Origin of the sequence: Rhizobium sophoriradicis (assembly GCF_003939025.1) — a bacterium.
Classification (GTDB): domain Bacteria; phylum Pseudomonadota; class Alphaproteobacteria; order Rhizobiales; family Rhizobiaceae; genus Rhizobium; species Rhizobium sophoriradicis.
Map to the genome: position 1 here is coordinate 195,998 of NZ_RQIH01000008.1, position 18,109 is coordinate 214,106.

Annotated in this window: 17 protein-coding genes and 2 pseudogenes; 7 read left to right on the plus strand and 12 right to left on the minus strand. The window is 62.2% G+C overall.

Annotation, left to right across the window (positions count from 1 at the left end):
- Positions 1-71: 71 nt before the first annotated feature.
- From EFR00_RS15405 to argE, 6 genes are all read right to left on the minus strand, one after another.
- The gene (locus EFR00_RS15405; RefSeq protein ID WP_077989064.1) at positions 72-1,529 is read right to left on the minus strand and encodes an NAD-dependent succinate-semialdehyde dehydrogenase; all 1,458 of its coding nucleotides are present in this window, start codon (positions 1,527-1,529) and stop codon (positions 72-74) included.
- A gap of 66 nt (positions 1,530-1,595) precedes the next feature.
- Positions 1,596-2,639, minus strand: coding sequence for a tartrate dehydrogenase (locus EFR00_RS15410; RefSeq protein ID WP_077989065.1), 1,044 nt, complete (start codon positions 2,637-2,639; stop codon positions 1,596-1,598).
- 9 nt (positions 2,640-2,648) lie between these two features.
- Positions 2,649-4,112, minus strand: coding sequence for an aldehyde dehydrogenase family protein (locus EFR00_RS15415; protein ID WP_077989066.1), 1,464 nt, complete (start codon positions 4,110-4,112; stop codon positions 2,649-2,651).
- A gap of 124 nt (positions 4,113-4,236) precedes the next feature.
- A complete protein-coding gene (locus tag EFR00_RS15420; RefSeq protein ID WP_077989067.1) occupies positions 4,237-4,590 on the minus strand; it encodes a cupin domain-containing protein in 354 nt (117 codons plus the stop codon).
- 38 nt (positions 4,591-4,628) lie between these two features.
- Positions 4,629-5,552, minus strand: a complete 924-nt coding sequence (locus tag EFR00_RS15425) for a 2-hydroxyacid dehydrogenase (RefSeq protein ID WP_077989068.1) — start codon at positions 5,550-5,552, stop codon at positions 4,629-4,631.
- A gap of 23 nt (positions 5,553-5,575) precedes the next feature.
- A complete protein-coding gene (argE, locus tag EFR00_RS15430) occupies positions 5,576-6,700 on the minus strand; it encodes an acetylornithine deacetylase (protein WP_077989069.1) in 1,125 nt (374 codons plus the stop codon).
- Between the two features lie 238 nt (positions 6,701-6,938).
- On the opposite strand from argE, the pseudogene EFR00_RS15435 reads away from it, so the two are divergent.
- A pseudogene (locus tag EFR00_RS15435) lies at positions 6,939-7,124 on the plus strand (GNAT family N-acetyltransferase); the annotation flags it as partial.
- A 46-nt stretch (positions 7,125-7,170) separates the two neighbouring features.
- On the opposite strand, the gene EFR00_RS33565 reads toward EFR00_RS15435, so the two are convergent.
- Both EFR00_RS33565 and EFR00_RS15445 read right to left on the minus strand, forming a co-directional pair.
- The gene (locus tag EFR00_RS33565; protein ID WP_040112258.1) at positions 7,171-7,371 is read right to left on the minus strand and encodes a hypothetical protein; all 201 of its coding nucleotides are present in this window, start codon (positions 7,369-7,371) and stop codon (positions 7,171-7,173) included.
- Positions 7,372-7,618: 247 nt separating this feature from the next.
- On the minus strand, positions 7,619-7,930 hold the full coding sequence (locus EFR00_RS15445) for a hypothetical protein (RefSeq protein ID WP_009986321.1): 312 nt from the start codon (positions 7,928-7,930) through the stop codon (positions 7,619-7,621).
- A 285-nt stretch (positions 7,931-8,215) separates the two neighbouring features.
- Here EFR00_RS15445 and EFR00_RS15450 point away from each other — a divergent pair, with 285 nt between their 5' ends.
- Entirely contained in the window at positions 8,216-9,121 is a 906-nt protein-coding gene (locus EFR00_RS15450; RefSeq protein WP_077989070.1) for a LysR substrate-binding domain-containing protein, read from the plus strand.
- Positions 9,122-9,177: 56 nt separating this feature from the next.
- Positions 9,178-10,299, plus strand: a pseudogene (locus EFR00_RS15455) (HPP family protein); the annotation flags it as partial.
- A gap of 63 nt (positions 10,300-10,362) precedes the next feature.
- On the opposite strand, the gene ydiJ reads toward EFR00_RS15455, so the two are convergent.
- The 4 genes from ydiJ to groES form a co-directional block, all read right to left on the minus strand.
- A complete protein-coding gene (ydiJ, locus tag EFR00_RS15460; RefSeq protein WP_077989071.1) occupies positions 10,363-13,431 on the minus strand; it encodes a D-2-hydroxyglutarate dehydrogenase YdiJ in 3,069 nt (1,022 codons plus the stop codon).
- 361 nt (positions 13,432-13,792) lie between these two features.
- On the minus strand, positions 13,793-14,044 hold the full coding sequence (locus EFR00_RS15465; RefSeq protein ID WP_040112253.1) for a hypothetical protein: 252 nt from the start codon (positions 14,042-14,044) through the stop codon (positions 13,793-13,795).
- A 57-nt stretch (positions 14,045-14,101) separates the two neighbouring features.
- On the minus strand, positions 14,102-15,730 hold the full coding sequence (groL, locus tag EFR00_RS15470) for a chaperonin GroEL (protein ID WP_040141894.1): 1,629 nt from the start codon (positions 15,728-15,730) through the stop codon (positions 14,102-14,104).
- Positions 15,731-15,778: 48 nt separating this feature from the next.
- On the minus strand, positions 15,779-16,093 hold the full coding sequence (gene groES / locus EFR00_RS15475) for a co-chaperone GroES (RefSeq protein WP_009992998.1): 315 nt from the start codon (positions 16,091-16,093) through the stop codon (positions 15,779-15,781).
- A 349-nt stretch (positions 16,094-16,442) separates the two neighbouring features.
- On the opposite strand from groES, the gene EFR00_RS15480 reads away from it, so the two are divergent.
- From EFR00_RS15480 to EFR00_RS15495, 4 genes are all read left to right on the plus strand, one after another.
- The gene (locus EFR00_RS15480; RefSeq protein WP_009992999.1) at positions 16,443-16,733 is read left to right on the plus strand and encodes a hypothetical protein; all 291 of its coding nucleotides are present in this window, start codon (positions 16,443-16,445) and stop codon (positions 16,731-16,733) included.
- An 82-nt stretch (positions 16,734-16,815) separates the two neighbouring features.
- Positions 16,816-17,172, plus strand: a complete 357-nt coding sequence (locus tag EFR00_RS15485; protein ID WP_009993000.1) for a hypothetical protein — start codon at positions 16,816-16,818, stop codon at positions 17,170-17,172.
- Between the two features lie 46 nt (positions 17,173-17,218).
- Positions 17,219-17,542 carry a DUF2934 domain-containing protein gene (locus EFR00_RS15490; RefSeq protein WP_040112249.1) on the plus strand — a complete coding sequence of 108 codons (324 nt, stop codon included), beginning with the start codon at positions 17,219-17,221 and terminating at the stop codon, positions 17,540-17,542.
- Between the two features lie 5 nt (positions 17,543-17,547).
- The gene (locus EFR00_RS15495) at positions 17,548-17,967 is read left to right on the plus strand and encodes an HD domain-containing protein (protein ID WP_009988747.1); all 420 of its coding nucleotides are present in this window, start codon (positions 17,548-17,550) and stop codon (positions 17,965-17,967) included.
- Positions 17,968-18,109: the final 142 nt, after the last annotated feature.

The window sequence follows — 18,109 nt, forward strand, 5'->3', positions numbered from 1 at the left end:
TTCGATCTTTCCAGAACATAGATGGTGCATGGGCGCCGGGATGAATTTCCGGCGCCCTTTGTTTTTGCGGGTCAGGAAAGCCCGCCGATGTGGAAGCTCTTCATTTCCAGATATTCCTCGATGCCGCACTGCGCGCCCTCACGGCCAACGCCGGATTGCTTGACGCCGCCGAACGGGGCGACCTCGGTGGAAATGGCGCCGGTGTTGAGGCCGATTATACCGAATTCGAGCGCTTCGCCGACACGCCAGGAGCGCTTCAGGCTCTCGGTGTAGAAGTAGGCGGCAAGGCCGAAGGGGGTCGCATTGGCAATGCGGATCGCCTCTTCCTCCGTGTCGAAGCGGAAGAGCGGCGCAACCGGCCCGAATGTCTCTTCGCTGGCAAGCTGCATGTCGGTTGTCGCCCCGCCAAGCACCATCGGCACCGCATATTGATCACCGGCCGGCACAGAACTCGCAGTGGCGAGGATTCTCGCGCCCTTTTTCACCGCATCGTCTACATGACGTTTGATCTTCTCGATCGCCGCCTTGTTGATCATCGGCCCGATATCCGTGCCGGCATCCGTGCCGACGCCGACTTTCATGGCCGAGATGCGCGCGCCAAGTTTGGCGGCAAAGGCATCGTAGACGCCGGACTGGACGAGAAGGCGGTTGGCACAGACGCAGGTCTGGCCGCCATTGCGGAATTTCGAGGCAATCGCACCTTCCACGGCAAGATCGAGATCGGCATCGTCGAAAACGATAAAGGGCGCGTTGCCGCCGAGTTCGAGGCTGAGCCGCTTGACGCTGTCGGCCGCGCCGCGCATCAGCAGCGAGCCGATGCGGGTCGAGCCGGTGAAGGAAATCTTGCGGACGGTCTGGTTGGTCATCAACTCGTCGCCGATTCCGGCCGGCATGCCGGTGACAATGTTAATCACGCCCTTTGGGATGCCGGCCCTCTCGGCCAGGACGCCAAGCGCCAGCGCCGAAAACGGGGTCAGGTCCGAGGGCTTGATGACGACGGTGCAGCCGGCCGCAAGCGCCGGCCCCACCTTGCGGGTGATCATCGCATTGGGGAAATTCCACGGCGTGATGATTGCCGAAACGCCGACAGGCTCCTTCAAAACGACGATCCGCCGATCGGCTGTCGGCGAGGGAATGGTCGTTCCGCCGATGCGGCGGGCTTCCTCGGAGAACCATTTGATGAACGAAGCGCCGTAACGGATTTCGCCGCGTGCTTCCGTCAGCGGTTTGCCCTGTTCCCTGGTGAGGATCAGCGCCAGATCCTCGATATTGTCGAGCATCAGATCGTGCCAGGCTTCCAGCAAGGCGGCGCGCTCGGCATGGGTCTTTTTCCGCCACGAGCTAAAGGCTTTTTCCGCCGCCGCGATTGCGGCCCTTGTATCGGCTCCGTCCATATCGGGCACCGTGCCCAGCACATGCTGCGTCGCCGGGTCGGTCACCTCGATCGTGTGGCCGGCTGCAGCTCCGCACCATTCACCGTCGATGAGCCCTTGCTGGCGAAGCAGGCTGCCATCCCTTAATCCGTTCATTTTATCCCCTTTCATCAGAACATTTTATTTCCACAAGTTCGGGCGCGCCGTTTTGCGCGGCATCCGCTAGTCGAGTGCTGAAAGCACCGACGCCGTGATCGCGTCGGTTTTGTCCTTGCCGGGAATTGCGCCAATGCCGCGCGCTGTCGTCGCTTCGATTGCGGCCATCACCTTTTCGGCGGCAGCCGTTTCTCCGAGATGCTCCAGCATCATTGCGCCCGACCAGATGGCGGCGATCGGATTGGCGATCCCGAGATGAGCGATATCGGGCGCGGACCCGTGAACGGGTTCGAACATGGATGGCGCCGATCGATCAGGATTGATGTTGGCCGATGCCGCAAAGCCGAGTCCGCCCTGGATGGCGGCGCCGAGATCGGTCAGGATGTCGCCGAACAGGTTGGAGGCGACCACGACATCGAGGCTTTCGGGCGCCATGACCATGCGGGCGGCCATGGCGTCGATATGGTAGCTGGTCACCTCGACGTCGGGATATTCCGCAGCAAGCATCTGGGTAATCTCGTCCCAGAAGACCATCGAATATTTCTGCGCATTGGACTTTGTCACCGAGGCAAGCTTGCCGCGCCGCCGATGCGCCTGCTCGAAGGCGAAACGCAGAATGCGTTCGACGCCCTTGCGGGTGAAAATCGAGGTCTCCACGGCGACTTCGCTGTCGGTGCCCTGGTGGACGCGGCCGCCGGCTCCGGAATATTCCCCCTCGGTATTTTCACGAATACAGAGGATGTCGAAGCCCTCAGACCGCAGCGGCCCCTGCACGCCAGGTAGCAGCCGATGCGGGCGGATATTGGCATATTGCACGAATGCCTTGCGGATCGGCAGCAGGAGGCCGTGCAGCGACACGGAATCCGGCACTTCACGAGGCCATCCGACGGCGCCAAGCAGGATCGCATCGGAGGATCTCAGCGTCTCGATGCCGTCGGCGGGCATCATGCTGCCGTTTTCCAGATAATAGTCGCAGGACCAGGGGTGGCGGATTGCCTCGAGAGAAAATCCGCTTGAACCGGCTGTCTTCTCGAGCACGGCCCAGGCCGCTTCGGTCACGTCCCGGCCGATGCCGTCTCCGGGCAGAAGGGCGATCTTGTAGGTTTTCATCGCAGCTCCTTAAAGGCTGATGAGCACGCTCTTGCTCTTGCGGTTGGCGTGATAGGCTTCGCGGCCGAGATCCTTGCCGATGCCCGACTGTTTGTAGCCGCCGGTCGGCAGGATATGGTCGCGCGAGCGGCCGTAGCGGTTGACCCAGACGGTGCCGGCCTGCAGGCGGCGAGTGAGGCGGATCGCGCGCGAGAGATCGCGGGTGAAGAGGCCGGCGGCCAGCCCATAAGATGGATGGTCGGCCAGCCTCAGCGCCTCCTCCTCATCCTCGAAAGTCTGGATGGTCAGCACCGGTCCAAAGATTTCTTCCAGAACCGCGGGCGATGTTGCCGTCACACCTGACATCAGCGTCGGCGCGTAGAAATAACCTTCGCGGTCGAGCCGGCCGCCGCCCGTGAGGCATTCGGCCCCGCCCTCGATCGCGGCGCGGATTATGCCATCCATGCGGGCGATCTGGCGTTCTGAGATGACGGGCGAATAGTCTGTCGTTTCCTCCCAGGTGGGACCGGGACGGATTGCCGCCAACCTCGCGAGAAGTGCGGCTGCGAGCGCTTCCGCCACCTTCGCCTCGACGATGAGGCGGGATCCGCAGACGCAGGCCTGGCCGGCGTTGGACAAAATGCTGCCGGCAATGGCGCCTGCGGCGAGATCGAGATCGGCATCGGCGAAGACCAGTTGCGGGCTCTTGCCGCCGAGTTCCAGCGTCATCGGCTTGACGCCGGTCCGGGCAATATTGGCCATGATCGCCGCGCCGGCCGCGGTCGAACCCGTGAAGCTGACCTTGGAAATTCCCGGATGGCCGGTGATGGCGGTTCCGGTGGTCGGACCGTCGCCGAGGACGACGTTGACGAGGCCGGCGGGCAGGCCGGCCCGCACCGAAAGTTCGGCAAGGTAGAGCGTCGAAAATGGTGTTATCTCCGATGGCTTCAACACCACCGCATTGCCTGCCGCCAACGCCGGGGCAAGTTTCCACCCTGCCATCGACAATGGAAAATTCCACGGCGTGATCGCGCCGACGACGCCGTAGGGCTCCGTCACGATCATGCCGAAATTTTCGTCGTCGGTCGGGACGAGATCGCTGCCTTCCTTATCGGCGAATTCGGCGAAGAAGCGGATCTGCTCGGCGGTGACGGCGATATCGCCGGCGATGAGCTGGCCGACGGGGCGGGTCGAGGAGAGCGCTTCGAGCTTGGCGAGGGTCTCCGCCTCGGCTTCGATCAGGTCCGCCCAGCGCTGCAGCGCCTTGGTGCGCTCGCGCGGCCGCACGCCGCCCCAGTTGCTGCTGTTCAATGCTTTTCCCGCCGTCTCGACGGCGTGGTCGACAAGGGCCTCGTCGGCAAGCGGGCAGCCCGCATAGGCTTTGCCGTCGGACGGCCGATGCATGTCGATGACGGCTTCGGCCGGAACCAGCTGGCCGCCGATGAAATGTCCTACGGGCAAGGAAATCGTGTTTGGGTCGAAGCTGAGTGTCATCGCATGTCCTCGGGATGGGCTAACACAAGCCTAACCGGGGAAAGCGAGCAGCATGCATCGACCGGAGGTGCCGAGGCGGCGAAAAATTGCGTTTTCGCCGCCGCCACCAGTCAATTCTACGGCGTCACGTGACGGTCACGTAAATCTTGCGCACCGTCTCGATCGTCTTCCAGACGCCGACGAAGCCAGGTTTCATCACGAAACTGTCGCCGGCCTTGTAGACCACCGGATCGCCGCCTTCGGGCGTGAGTTCGACCAGGCCGGAAAGGATATGGCAGAACTCGAACGTTTCGCCTTTGATCGAACGCGTCTCGCCGGGCGTTGCCTCCCATACGCCGGTATGAACCGTCTCTGCGCGGGCGACGTCCTGCGCCCAGGTCTTGAAGGTGGGACTGCCTGAGATCAGGCGCTCGGGAAGGGGGGCGGACTCGCGCGGCGCCTGGGATGGGTTGGTGTCGATCGTCTTGAGCAGGGACATGGCTTTCCTTTCCGGGGTTTACGTTTGAACGGAATGAATCAGTAGCCGCGGCTGCGGTCGATGAGCCCGATCGGATCGAGGCCCGCCCGGTGCCGCTTGATATTGTCGATCACCGCCGCCGCGGCCGTTTCGGCTTGGGTGACGCTGGCAATGTGCGGCGTCAGCAGGATCTGCGGATGGTTCCAGAAGACGTGACCCGCAGGCAGGGGCTCCGGATCGGTGACATCGACGACGGCGCCGGAGAGATGCCCGGTATTGAGGGCATTGACGAGCGCCTGATGATCAAGCTGCGCGCCGCGGCCGACATGGACGAGCGCAGCGCCGGCCGGCAGCCTTGCGAAGAGCTCGGCATTCAGGAAGCCGCGCGTTTCCTCCGTCAGCGGCAGCAGGCAGACGAGAATGTCGGTGGTTGCAAGCAGGGTGTCGAGACCCTCGCTGCCGCTAAGGCAGCGCACGCCGCCGATCGCGCGTGGACTGCGGCTCCAGCCGGAAAGTGGGAAGCCGAAGGGTTGCAGACGTTCGAGCACTGCGCTTCCAAGCATGCCGAGCCCAAGCACGCCAATGCGGCGTTGTGCGGCCTGTACCGGTTTGATCGGCTGCCAGATCCCGCGCCGCTGCTGGTCGAGATAGGCCGGCAGGTCGCGATGGAGCGCAAGGACGGCGAGTGTCGCATATTCCTGCATCATCCTTACGATGCCTTCCTCGACCATCCGCACCACTTTGACCCGCGCAGGCACGGTATCGATGCGGAACTGGTCGATCCCGGCGCCGATCGAGAACAGGATTTCGAGATTGCGATAGCGCGCGAGATCCTCGGGTACGGTCCAGGTGATCAGGTAACGCACAGCCTCCGGTTCGACGGATGCCGGGTCCATGGAAAAGGCGATGTCGGGCAGTTCGCGTGCGAAGGCTTCGGCGAATATGGTCCCGCGCTTCGCGTCGGAATTGAAGAGAAAGGTCATTGCATCGGCTCCTTGATCTCAAGTCAGGCGGTGCAGCGGCGGGCGAGCGCTTCGACCATTGCCTGGCAGGCCAGGAGTTCGCTGCCGTGAATGAACTCGTCCGGCTTGTGGGCCCGGCCGATATCGCCCGGCCCGCAGATGATCGCATCGATGCCGGCGCGCTGGAAAAGGCCGGCTTCGGTGCCGTAGCTGACGGCGGAGAGCGGTTCGATGCCGGTCAGTTCGCCAAGCAGGTGCGCAAGCGGCGCATCGGCGGCAAGCGAAAGTGCCGGATAGGCGCTGAGTTCGCGCCATTCGACCTCGAAGCCGCGATGCGGCAGCGCCTCGGCCGCCGCGCGCAGCGGCGCCAGCAGAATGGCCGGATCGACGCCGGAAATGGCTCTCGCTTCGAACTCGGCCTCGCAGGTATCGGGGATGACGTTGACCGCCTGGCCGCCCTTCAACGTGCCGACCTGAAGAGATGAGTAGGGTGGCTCGAACACATCTTCGAATGGACCGTGTGTCAGCCGCACTGCTTCGGCATTGGCGCAAGCCAGGACGCTGCACATGGCGTGGATCGCGTTCAGTCCCTGGTCCGGGCGGGAGGAATGGCCGGACCGGCCCCTGACCGTCAGTCGGGCGGCGGCCTTGCCCTTGTGGGCGCGGATTGCCCGCATGTTGCTCGGCTCGCCGATGATCGCGCCAAGCGGAGGCCTACAGAGTTCCGGCAGGCGGGCGATCATGTGCGGGGCGCCGCGGCAGCCGGCCTCCTCATCGTAGGAAAAGGCGAGGTGGATGGGCCGGCGGAGCCGCATTGATGCGAGCGTCGGAACGGCAGCAAGAACGGCGGCCAGGAAGCCTTTCATATCGGTAGTGCCGCGGCCGTAGAAGCGATCCGCTTCGGCGCGCAGGCGGAAGGGATCGCTACTCCAGCCGGCCTCGGCGGCCGGAACCACGTCCATATGGCCGGAGAGAATATAACCCGGCACTTCGTTCGGACCGATTGTTGCAAACAGGTTCGAACGGTCACCCTCGGGGCCCAGAAGCTCTACGGCGGCGATGCCGTGACTTTGCAGATAGTGCCGGATCCAGGCGACGATCTCGCCGTTCGGTGTTCCGACGACGGAGGGGAAACCAACGAGCCTTTCCAGAATATCAGTTGCCTGCATGGGCGTCCTCACGGCGGGAAATATCGAGGCGATCGGGCTTTGCGGTCAATGGTGCCGTTGGGCCTATCGCGGCTGGTCAACGACTGTAGAGACCTGCCCTGGCTTTATTTGCCGAAAGTGCGCCGGATTTGGTCGATTGTTGTGTTTGCACGGGCTTCGTCAGTCAATTGTATCGCGCAATCCGTCCTAGTCTTGACGAGGAGTTTCCATGGGTAGCTTTCCCTGGGGCTTGCCCGGGTTGCCGCCGGATGTGGAACTGTCGCCAGGTGCCGCTTTACGGGCCGTGGAAGCCGATGATCTGACGGCGATCGCCGCTTTGGATCGAATGGCCTTCGGCAAGGATCGCACGCTGCTTCTTGCCGGCTCCTTAAAAATTCCAAGGGTGCTGCTGATCCGCGCCGGCCGGATCGCGGCCTTCTCTCTTCACGAGTCGAAAACCTATGCGCTCGTCAGCCAGGCGCTCGGGTGAATTAAGCGCCGGGACAGAGGGGCAGCGATGCCAGATCCTGAATGCGTTCGCACTCGGGTCTGAACGAGCGATATTGCCAGGAACCCTCAGCAGTCTCTCGCCGATATACGGTCTCGAGCCAGAACACCGTGTCGTCGATCGGCAGTACGGGATGCCACGCATACCACTGCGACCAGATCTTTCCATTGTCGTTGCCTATCATCGCCCTCTCTCCTAAGCGGTCTGCTCCGGCAAATATTCAGAAGAGGAGAATGATATTGCAAAATTATTCTTCTACGAAGATCCTTTTAGGATTAGTCAAAATCGTGCTCCACCCAAGGAGGCGATTGGGCACGACATGAATGAGCACGATCTGTTTGCGGGGGCTCTGCGAGCCGCATGATGGAACGAGAACGACTTTCCCAAAGGCGTCGTCGCCGTCCGCCTGTCGCCCGAGGCCGAGCGGATCCTCAGTTGATCGTGCGCAGCCCGAGATAAGCGCCCAGGCAGATGGCGGAAAGGCTGATGGTGAGCCTGGGTCTGGCGTCGTCGAACATTGCCGCCAGCGAAAGGCAGAGCATCAGGATGACCGATTTCGCCCAAAGATCCTGATCGGAGAGGGTGAAGGCGACTGCCGCCAGAAAGACCGCAGTTGCGACGATCGTGACGGGAGCGGATTTCTCGGCGAGATCGCCGCCAGAAAAATACGGCAGGAGAAAACGCCGCATGCTCAGGCCTGAAGCGACGCTTAGGAGAAGACAGGTGAAGACAAGGTGCAACATGGGTCGTCGACGATCGCTCTGCAGATAGCGTACAGATGCAAACGCCATGCCAGCCGCAATTGCCCGCCACAGAGGCGAGGCCGCGGCGTCTATGGCTATTTCAGCGGCGGCGCGATCCTTTTTTCGGCAGTCGCCGGCTTGTCCACGCGCTGAATAGCGCGCATGCAGCCCGGCAAGCCGGGATGACGAGGCGGAACTGTGCGACGCAGAAACCTGCTTGAGCGGATGCAATCATTTTTATATAGAGAATGATAAATCACCTAAATTCTGAAAAAGAGATTTTCTTTGGACCTTTCCTCGATCGAGATATTTCTCGCCGTCGCCAGCGACCGCAGCGTTACAAAGGCTGCCAAAGCCGTCGGGCGGGTGCCGTCGAACGTGACGACACGTATTCAGCAGTTGGAGGAAGACCTCGGCGCTTCCCTCTTCAGCCGTGACGGCAAGAAGATGACGTTGACGCGGGAGGGCGAGGCGTTTCTCACCTACGCCAACCGGCTTATGGCGCTTGCGCTGGAAGCGCGCCAAGCCGTGCGGCCTCTTGCCCCATCGGGAACATTGCGGGTCGGCACGATGGAGAGCACGGCGGCAAGCCGCCTGCCGGCTGCGCTGACGCAATTCAACCGGATGTGGCCTGATGTGTCACTGCATCTGACGATGGGCGCGTCGCGCGATCTCGCCCGCGATGTTCTGGCCGACGCACTGGACTGCGCCTTGATCGCCCGGCCGCCGAAGACGATGCGCGAGGATGACCTGGATTTCGATGCCGAACTCAAGGCGCTGGAGATGGAGACTGTCTTCGTCGAAGATCTGTTGATCGTGCTGCCGTCAGGACATCCCGCCATCAAATCCGCTGCCGACCTGCGTGTCGGAGCGCTCGCGGCTTTGGAGCCAGGCTGCACCTATCGCAGGATTGCCGAAAGCTGGGCGCGCAATTCGAGCGCTCTGCCGACGAGCGAGCTCGGCTCCTACCACGCGATCCTGGCGAGCGTTGCGACCGGCAATACCGCGGGTGTCATGCCGAAATCCGTGCTCGACCTCATGCACTGGCCGACCGCTGTCCAGACCCATCAGCTCGGCCCAGTCGAGACGCTGCTGGTTTACCGTAGGGATAACCGCCCCAGCGCCTTCAGCGCCTTCCACGAAGTCCTCAGCGCTAAAAAGGGCAGAGACATCCGGCTGGCGACAAACTAGTTTCTCCGTCTTCCCCTTCGCCCGCCAGACAATCCTCGCTTATAATTGGTCTTCGCATGCAATATCCCATTTCCCCGAAGGCGAGCGGTTTTCGCCGATTCCGCCTGTTTTCGCCCATCCTGGCGGGTGCGACTTTACGAGAACGGTTGATCGCCTGTTTCGGCGCGTTGCTGGGCATCGGTCTCACCGGCGTCATCAGCGGCTATCTGTTCGGCCAGGGACCGCATCTACCCTTGATCGTGGCGCCGATGGGCGCCTCGGCGGTGCTGCTTTTTGCGGTGCCGGCAAGCCCGCTGGCGCAGCCATGGTCGATTATCGGCGGCAATACCATTTCCGCCATGATGGGCATCATTGCCGCATTTTTCATTCGCGACCCGATCATCGCAACCGGCGTCGGAGTTTCACTGGCAATCGGCGCGATGTCGTTCACGCGCTCGCTCCATCCGCCGGGAGGGGCTGCGGCGCTGACCGCGGTGCTCGGCGGTCCGATCGTTGCCGGCTGGGGCTTCCTCTTTCCCTTCGTGCCCGTCGCCTTGAACTCCTGCATTCTCGTTGCACTTGGCCTGCTGTTCCACAAGCTTTCCAGGCGGAATTATCCGCATGTCGTGCCCAAGCCGGCGGAGAATACCCATCAGACGGTCGACCCGCCATCTGCCGTGCGGGTGGGCTTTCGCGAGGAGGATGTCGACGCCGCCCTCGAAGCGCTCGATGAAACCTTCGATATCGATCGGGCAGATCTCGGCCGGCTGCTGCAGCAGGTCGAGCTGCAGGCGGCCATTCGCTCGAACGACAAGATCAGCTGTGCCGATATCATGTCGCGTGACGTCATTGCCATCGGCGACATGTCGGAACCGGATGCTGCCCGGCATCTTCTGCTGAAGCACAACATCCGCACCTTGCCGGTGAAGGATCCGGAGGGTCGCCTTATCGGCACCGTCGGCCTGCGGGAATTGTTTACGAGCGGCGATACAATTGCGCATGCAATCTCGAAGCCGGCGGTGGCGAGGCCATCGGATGCTGCTCTGTCGCTGCTGCCCGTTTTGACGGATGGGCGTACACATGCGGTCATCGTTGTCGATGATGACCACCGGATCCTCGGCCTGATATCGCAGACCGATCTGCTGAGCGCCGTCGCGCGGCTGCTGCCGAACGATAGCACCGCGATCGCGGCCGTGGCGAGTCACGAAGCGGCTCGGCTATCGCCGGCCGGTCTTTGCTTCACAGGCGACATGCCTTCGTCGTCAGCCCCGTGGAGCTGTCGTGTGTGACTGTGGGATTTCGGCCTTTTCCGACACTATCCCGGCGATGACTTCGAGCGGATGCGGCATCCGCCTGCCGTCGATTTCCTTCACCTGGGAGCGGCATGAATATCCTGTCGCCATGAGGATATCGGAGTCGCCAGCCGCGTCGAGCTCCGGCTTCCAGCTCAGCGCATAAAGGCGCTCCGCGAGCGGCCGGTTGCGGGCCTCGTGTCCGAAGGTGCCGGCCATGCCGCAGCAACCGGTTTGCGCCGCCTGAAGATCGACGCCGAGGCTGTCGAACACTTTTTGCCATTGTGCGACGGAGGCCGGCGCATTGGTGCGTTCGGTGCAATGGGCCATCAATCGGAAGCTACTGCCCTTGATGGCAGAAGGCGAAGCGGTCAGCCGGTCGAGGTTGGCGGCGAGCCATTCCTGTGGGAGCAGCACCGTCGCCTTCAGCAATCCCTTGTATTCGCTGCGGAAGGCGAGCGTCATGGACGGATCGAGTCCGACGAGCGCCACGCCCGTTTCATCCAGTCGCTGGAGGTAGCGCGCTGTCCGCTTGGCCGCAGCCTCGAAGCGTCCGAGATAGCCATGAACATGCAGGGCTTTGCCATTGACGTGGGACGCCGCAAGAAGCGGCGTCAGTCCCATTTTGCGGGCGAGCCCGATGGCCGCGAGGGCGACATCGGGATCGAAATAGGCGGTAAAGGTGTCGGCGACGAAAACCACGCTCCGCTGCCTCTCCTGCGGCGACAGGGCTTCGATCGAATGGGGCGTCGCAAGCGGTACGCCGAGGCGGGCGGCTTCCCTGGCGAGCGAGATTCGCGGCAGATGCGGCAGGGAGGTTAGTCCGGCGACACGCATCATCGTTCTGCCGGCGCGCGTGCCCACGACCAGGTTATAGGCAGGCCGAATGCGCCGGACGAACGGCAGGGTGGTTTCGATCGCGGCGACCAGCGGGTCCTTCAGCGGACGCAGATAGCGTCCATAATAGAGTTCCAGGAATTTCGAGCGGAAGGCTGGCACGCTGACCTTCACCGGACACTGCCCCGCGCAGGCCTTGCAGGCCAGACACGTGTCCATCGCCGCGCGCACCTCGTGGGAAAAGTCGTTCCGATTTGCCGGGTTCAGCGAATTGAAGGCGCGCCGCGCCAGGCTGGCGAGCGGAATGCTCCGCCGCAGGCGCATCGCCTCCTGGCGGGCATCGATGCCCTCCTCGGCAAGCAGCCTTAGCCATTCCCGCATTAGGGCGGCACGGCCTTTGGGCGAAAAGCGCCGGTCGCGCGTCGCCTTGTAGGAGGGGCACATCGGGCTCGTCTCGTCGAAATCGAAACAGGCGCCGTTGCCGTTGCAATAGGCGGCGTTGTCGAAGGCAGAGCGGATCTCGTTGCCGATGATGCGGTCGGTATCTCCCCGCAGCGGGACTTCGTCGATCTTCGTCAGCGCTCCCGTGGAAGGGGTTGCGATCTTGCCGGGATTGAGCCGATTTTCAGGATCGAAAGCCCTCTTGATTTCCTGCAGGCTGGGATAAAGATCGCCGAAAAACTCCGGCACATATTCCGAACGCACGCCCTTGCCATGTTCGCCCCAGAGCACTCCGCCATATTTGCGGGTCAGCGCCACCACGGCGTCGCTGACCTCTCGAATCAGCCGGACGTGATCAGCGCGGGTGAGGTCCAGTGCCGGCCGCACGTGCAGGACGCCGGCATCGACATGGCCGAACATGCCGTAGGAGAGACCGGCGCCATCGAGAAGCGCGCGGAACTCGCGAATATAGGCCGCCAAATTCTCCGGCGGCACGGCCGTATCCTCGACGAAAGCGACCGGCCTGACCGGCCCTTCCACATTACCGAGCAGGCCCACCGCGCGCTTGCGCATCGACCAGATCGCCTCGACATCGGCATGGCCCCGGGCGATCGTATAACCGGCATGGCGGGCATTCGCGCCCGTGTCGAGCGCGGCGGTCACCTCCGCAAGCTTGCGCTCGAGTTCGTCTTCATTATCGGCCAGCACTTCGGCGATGTTGATGCCATTGGTCGCAATGCTCGGATCGTCGGGAAAGAAGCGGGCAATGCCGGTCCAGACGATATCGCCTTTCGCGAGGCCGAGCACTTTCTCGTCGACCGTTTCCACCGAGGCGACCTTCAGCGCCACGAGATTGCGCGCGTCCTCCAGGGCGGTGTTGAAATCGCCGTAGCGGATGTTGATCAGCGCTGCATGGGCGGGGATCGGCAGAAGGTTGAGTTCTGCTTCGGCGATCATCGCCAGCGTTCCCTCCGAGCCGCTAAGAACGGCATTGAGGTCGAAGCGTCCGTCGTCACGCCTGATATGGGCGAGGTCGTAGCCGGTCATGTAGCGGTTAAGCTTCGGAAAGATCTCGGCGATCCGCTCGTGCTTCTCCCGCGCGATCCGTTCGACCGTCCTGTGGATATCGCCGACGCGGTCCTCGCGCGCGGCAACCCTCGCGTACGCCTCTGCGTCGATCGGGCGCGACCAAAAATCGGACCCGTCCATCAGGACGATACGCAATCCGAGGACGTGGTTGCTGGTCTTGCCGTAGAGGCATGAACCCTGGCCGCAGGCATCGGTGGAGATCATGCCGCCGATGGTGGCGCGGTTGGAGGTGGAAAGTTCGGGCGCGAAGAACAGGCCGTAGGGCTTCAGGGCTCGGTTCAGCTCATCCTTGACGACGCCCGCCTGGACACGCGCGATCCTTCGGACGGGATCGATATCGAGAATGGATTTCATATGGCGCGAACAGTCCACCACGACGCCGGATGTCAGGGATTGACCGTTTGTGCCGGTGCCGCCGCCGCGCGGCGCGATGCTGATCTCCTGGAAGGCCGGTCCCGACAGCACGGTCGCCACGACCTGCAGGTCTTCGACGCTCCTCGGAAAAAGAATGCCGCCCGGAGCGACTTGGTAGATGGAATTGTCGGTTGAAAATACGGTTCGGCTCGCCGCACCGGTCTCGATATCGCCGTCGAACCCCGCCTCGACGAGCCGCTGGAAAAACCCCGCGGCTGGAAGAGGGATGGAATCCCTCGATTGGAGGCGTGGAATCATTTCGAAACCTTCAGAATGCACTCGAGCCTTGTCACTAGCGCATCGGCTCTTAAATCGGAATCGATTTTCCGAAAGGCTATCCGAGGAAATCTCGATCCCGCGTCTGATGGGCAGGCGTCGCTGTGATGGCGATGCCCGATCATGAGTGAAGCTTCAAAGGATCGGAGCGAAATGATCGGCGATGACGTTGGATTGAAGACCGTGAGCTCTTGAATCACCGATAAGACGATGCCCGGATCGCGCTTGTCGACCGCGCCGAATGGTTTGTGCTGAGGCTAAGGAACGCTATGGCCGCCGCACCCGAGGAAGCTCTCGTCAGCGGCGGCCCATATAAATGACCTAAGCGTCTTGCTCTATGGGGTCACCCCGCAGCCGGCGCCTCCTGGCGCGTTTCGAAGAGCCCGCGGGCCGCCTCGACCATCGATTGCAGGTGGTTGGGGTCGCGTACGCCCTGCCGGTAGAGCTCGATGATGATGCTCGCCATTCGTTCGGCTTCGTCGCTGTCCCTTGCCACCCCGTAGTCGGTGCGGAGCTTGTCGAAGACTTGCTGGCAGGTTGCCAGATCGCGGGAGTCCAGCGGCACCTGCGATCGGTTTAGGATCGTTTGAACCATTTTCATTCCCTCGAAAAAGGCCCGCCCGGCAGAGCGTGCGGGCCTATCTGTCATCTGTCAGAAATCCATGCCGGCACCGGGGGGCAATGGCGGAGCGGCATCCTTCTTCGGCTTCTCGGCGACCATGGCTTCCGTCGTCACGAGAAGACCAGCGATGGAGGCCGCGTCCTGAAGGGCGGTGCGAACGACCTTGGCCGGATCGATGACGCCCTGCGCATAAAGGTCGCCATATTCGTCCGTCTGCGCGTTCCAGCCATAGGAGAACTCGCTTTTCTCGCGCAGCTTGCCGACGACCACCGAGCCCTCCGCACCGGCGTTCTCGGCGATCTGGCGAGCCGGCGCCTCGAGTGCGCGGCGAACGATCTCGACGCCGACGCGCTGGTCGGCATTGGCGGTCTGGACTTTTTCAAGCGCCTTGACGGTGCGCAGCAGCGCCACGCCGCCGCCCGGCAGGATGCCTTCCTCGACCGCCGCGCGGGTTGCGTGAAGTGCATCGTCGACGCGGTCCTTCTTTTCCTTCACTTCGACCTCCGTCGAGCCGCCGACGCGGATGACGGCAACGCCGCCGGCGAGCTTGGCAAGACGTTCCTGCAGCTTCTCGCGGTCGTAGTCAGAGGTGGTCTCTTCGATCTGCGCCTTGATCTGGGCAATCCGGCCTTCGATGTCGGACTTGGCGCCCGAACCGTCGACGATCGTGGTGTTCTCCTTCTCGACCGACACTTTCTTGGCGCGGCCGAGCATGTCGAGCGTGACCGATTCGAGCTTGATGCCGAGGTCTTCGGAGATGACAGTGCCGGCAGTGAGCACGGCGATGTCTTCGAGCATCGCCTTGCGGCGGTCGCCGAAGCCAGGGGCCTTGACGGCAGCGATCTTCAGGCCGCCGCGCAGCTTGTTGACGACGAGCGTTGCAAGCGCTTCGCCTTCCACGTCTTCGGCGATGATGAGAAGCGGCTTGCCGGACTGGACGACGGCTTCGAGGATCGGGAGCATCGACTGCAGGTTCGACAGTTTCTTCTCGTGGATCAGGATATAGGGATCCTCGAACTCGACCCGCATCTTGTCGGCATTGGTGACGAAATAGGGGCTGAGATAGCCGCGGTCGAACTGCATGCCTTCGACGACTTCGAGTTCGGTTTCGGCGGTCTTGGCTTCTTCAACCGTGATGACGCCGTCATTGCCGACCTTTTCCATCGCCTCCGCCAGGAAGCGGCCGATCTCGGAATCACCGTTGGCTGAAATAGTGCCGACCTGGGCAATTTCGGAATTGTTGGAGATACTACGGGCGTTGGCCTTCAGTTCCGCGACGATAGCGGTGACGGCGAGATCGATGCCGCGCTTCAGGTCCATCGGGTTCATGCCTGAGGTAACGGCCTTGGCGCCCTCCTTGACGATCGCCTGGGCGAGAACGGTCGCAGTCGTGGTACCGTCGCCGGCGATGTCGCTGGTCTTCGAAGCCACTTCGCGGACCATCTGAGCGCCCATGTTTTCGAACTTGTCTTCAAGTTCGATTTCCTTGGCGACGGAAACGCCGTCCTTGGTGATGCGCGGCGCGCCGAAGGATTTGTCGATCACGACGTTGCGGCCCTTCGGGCCAAGCGTTACCTTCACGGCGTTGGCCAGGATGTCGACGCCGCGCAGCAGCTTCTCACGGGCTTCGACGTTGAATTTGACTTCTTTAGCAGCCATGTCCTCACTCCTTCATAGGCAGCTAGCATTGACCACGTCCTGAGGGTCTCAGGCGGCCTGCTTTCCTTCGCTCTGGGCTTCGATGATACCCATCACGTCGCTCTCCTTCATGATCAGCAGGTCTTCGCCATTGATCTTGATCTCGGTGCCGGACCACTTGCCGAACAGGATGCGGTCGCCGACCTTGACGTCGAGCGGCTGGACCTGGCCAGCATCATCGCGCGCGCCGGGGCCGACGGCGATGACCTCGCCTTCCTGCGGCTTTTCCTTGGCGGTGTCGGGAATGATGATACCGCCCTTGGTCTTTTCCTCGGAATCGACGCGGCGGACGAGAATGCGGTCATGAAGCGGTCGGAACGACATGTCTTCCTCCATCGACAAACAATGATGACGTTGTTCGCCAGACCGGACCTGATGACCAGTCCGGACGGGTGCAAGGTCGCGCGCCTTGCGCGATTGATCTGGTTCGATGGTTTTTCGATTTCAAGGGGCGACGCAGAAAAATTAGCACTCTCTGCCGGTGACTGCTAATGGCGCCGGGGAACCGAAGGCCGGCTCCTGCGTTCGGGCTAATGACGATGGTCGTCCCCTCGTCTGATAAGACGAGTTCAAAACTGTTCCGGCTTGAATCCGGATTTCGGCGTTCCTAGCTCTCAGGCGATCGAGGCTCGATGAGCTCGATCACCGTCCCACGTCTTTAGGAGTGAGTGACATGGAAGAGAAGACCAATATTATCAAAGACCTCAGTATCGAGGAACGCGAGGAAATCTTCGTCGATATCGCTCGTACGCTGGAGGATACGGCGCGCGAGGCCCTCGTCGAGGGCAATATGCACTTTGCTGTACTGTCGAACAACATGGCCGAAGCGATCCGCGTCAACGCCGACGAACTCGCCCGGGACGATCCCGAGAATGCCGAGCGCGTATTGCTCGAGGCGACGGCGATGATCTCGCAGTTCGAGGCTATGCACCCTTATCGCATGGTAAGCATGGCCGTTCACTGATTGCCCCTCTCAAACAATTGCCAGCGTGCGGAACTCTCACAGCTGGCGAAGGTTAATGGATCACAGCATCTAGAGGTGATCCATGACGACTCCCAAAACCAGCACGCCACCTGAAAGCGGAACCGACGACGCGCGTTCCTTCGACACTGAGCGAGCCGAAACCGATCGTCAAAGAGCGTCGGACGCAGCCCGGCGCAATGCGGATTCGACGTTGGATCGAGACAGCGGCGCTGAAACTCCGAGCCTGAAACTCGCGAGAGAGTATCTGAGCCTCGGGGGGCGCCGCCGGTCCAAGATCGACGACAACATCACCACTGTTCGTCAATGGGAGGAGGATCCGCCGGCGGCTGAACGCTTCTGGCAGGAGCGGGTGGAGACGCTTTCAAAGAATGAGCGCAAGCAGGTGGAGGATTTTCTTCCCACCATCAACACGCCTTAAGACACGGCGAACCAACCGCGAGGTCAGGTCGGAACTGGAGAAGATCATGGCCACAGACAAACACGAACAGATACGCCGGCGGGCCTACGAAATCTGGGAGGCCGAAGGCCGCCCTGAAGGGGCGGACCTGCGTCATTGGATGCAAGCCTGCGACGAGTTGGCTGGTGAGGACGAGGATGCGACGCTGCAGGACCTGCTCGATCAAGACGACAGGGACGACGCGGCGCTGCTTCAAGGCGCCGGGGAAAGCGGCGATCTCGACCGGCCAGGCCTCGGGTCTGGTCAAGATGCCGGGGAGACGGCGGATATCGAAATAACCACGGGGGAGAAGCCTTCCCGAGAAAAGATCAGAGAGACCGAAGGACCGTAATCGTCATGCAGCATCTCGACCACGCCATGCAAGTCGCTATGGACGCGCATGATGGCCAGACGGATAAAACCGGCCGGCCGTTTTTCGAGCACTGTCAGCGGGTTGCGCTTCTCGTGTCGGGCGACGAGGCGCGAACCGTCGCCTACCTTCACGACGTTGCAGAAAGAGGCAGCGGCTGGACGCTCGACAGGTTGAGAGAGGAAGGCTTCCCGCCGGCGATCATCTCTGCAGTGGATGCGTTGACCCGGCGGTCCGACGAGCCGGATGAGGAATTCGTCAGGCGTGCGGCAGCAAATCCGCTCGCTCTGCCCGTCAAGCGGGCCGACCTCGAAGACAATCTCCGACAGGCCGAACAGACCGGCAAAGACAAGGAAAAGTATCAACGCGGCCTCGATCTGGTGCGCGATATAGAGAACGGACGATAGGTGTTCCGTTCTGCGAACGCAGCGCAGGCTGTCGCAATTTATGGCGCGGCGAGCGAAACTCTTCCGAAGTTCAAGAACTAGCCGCCAGCCGCTAACCATTTCCTGACTATGAAGCAGGCCGCGGCGGCATGCCGACCAGCGG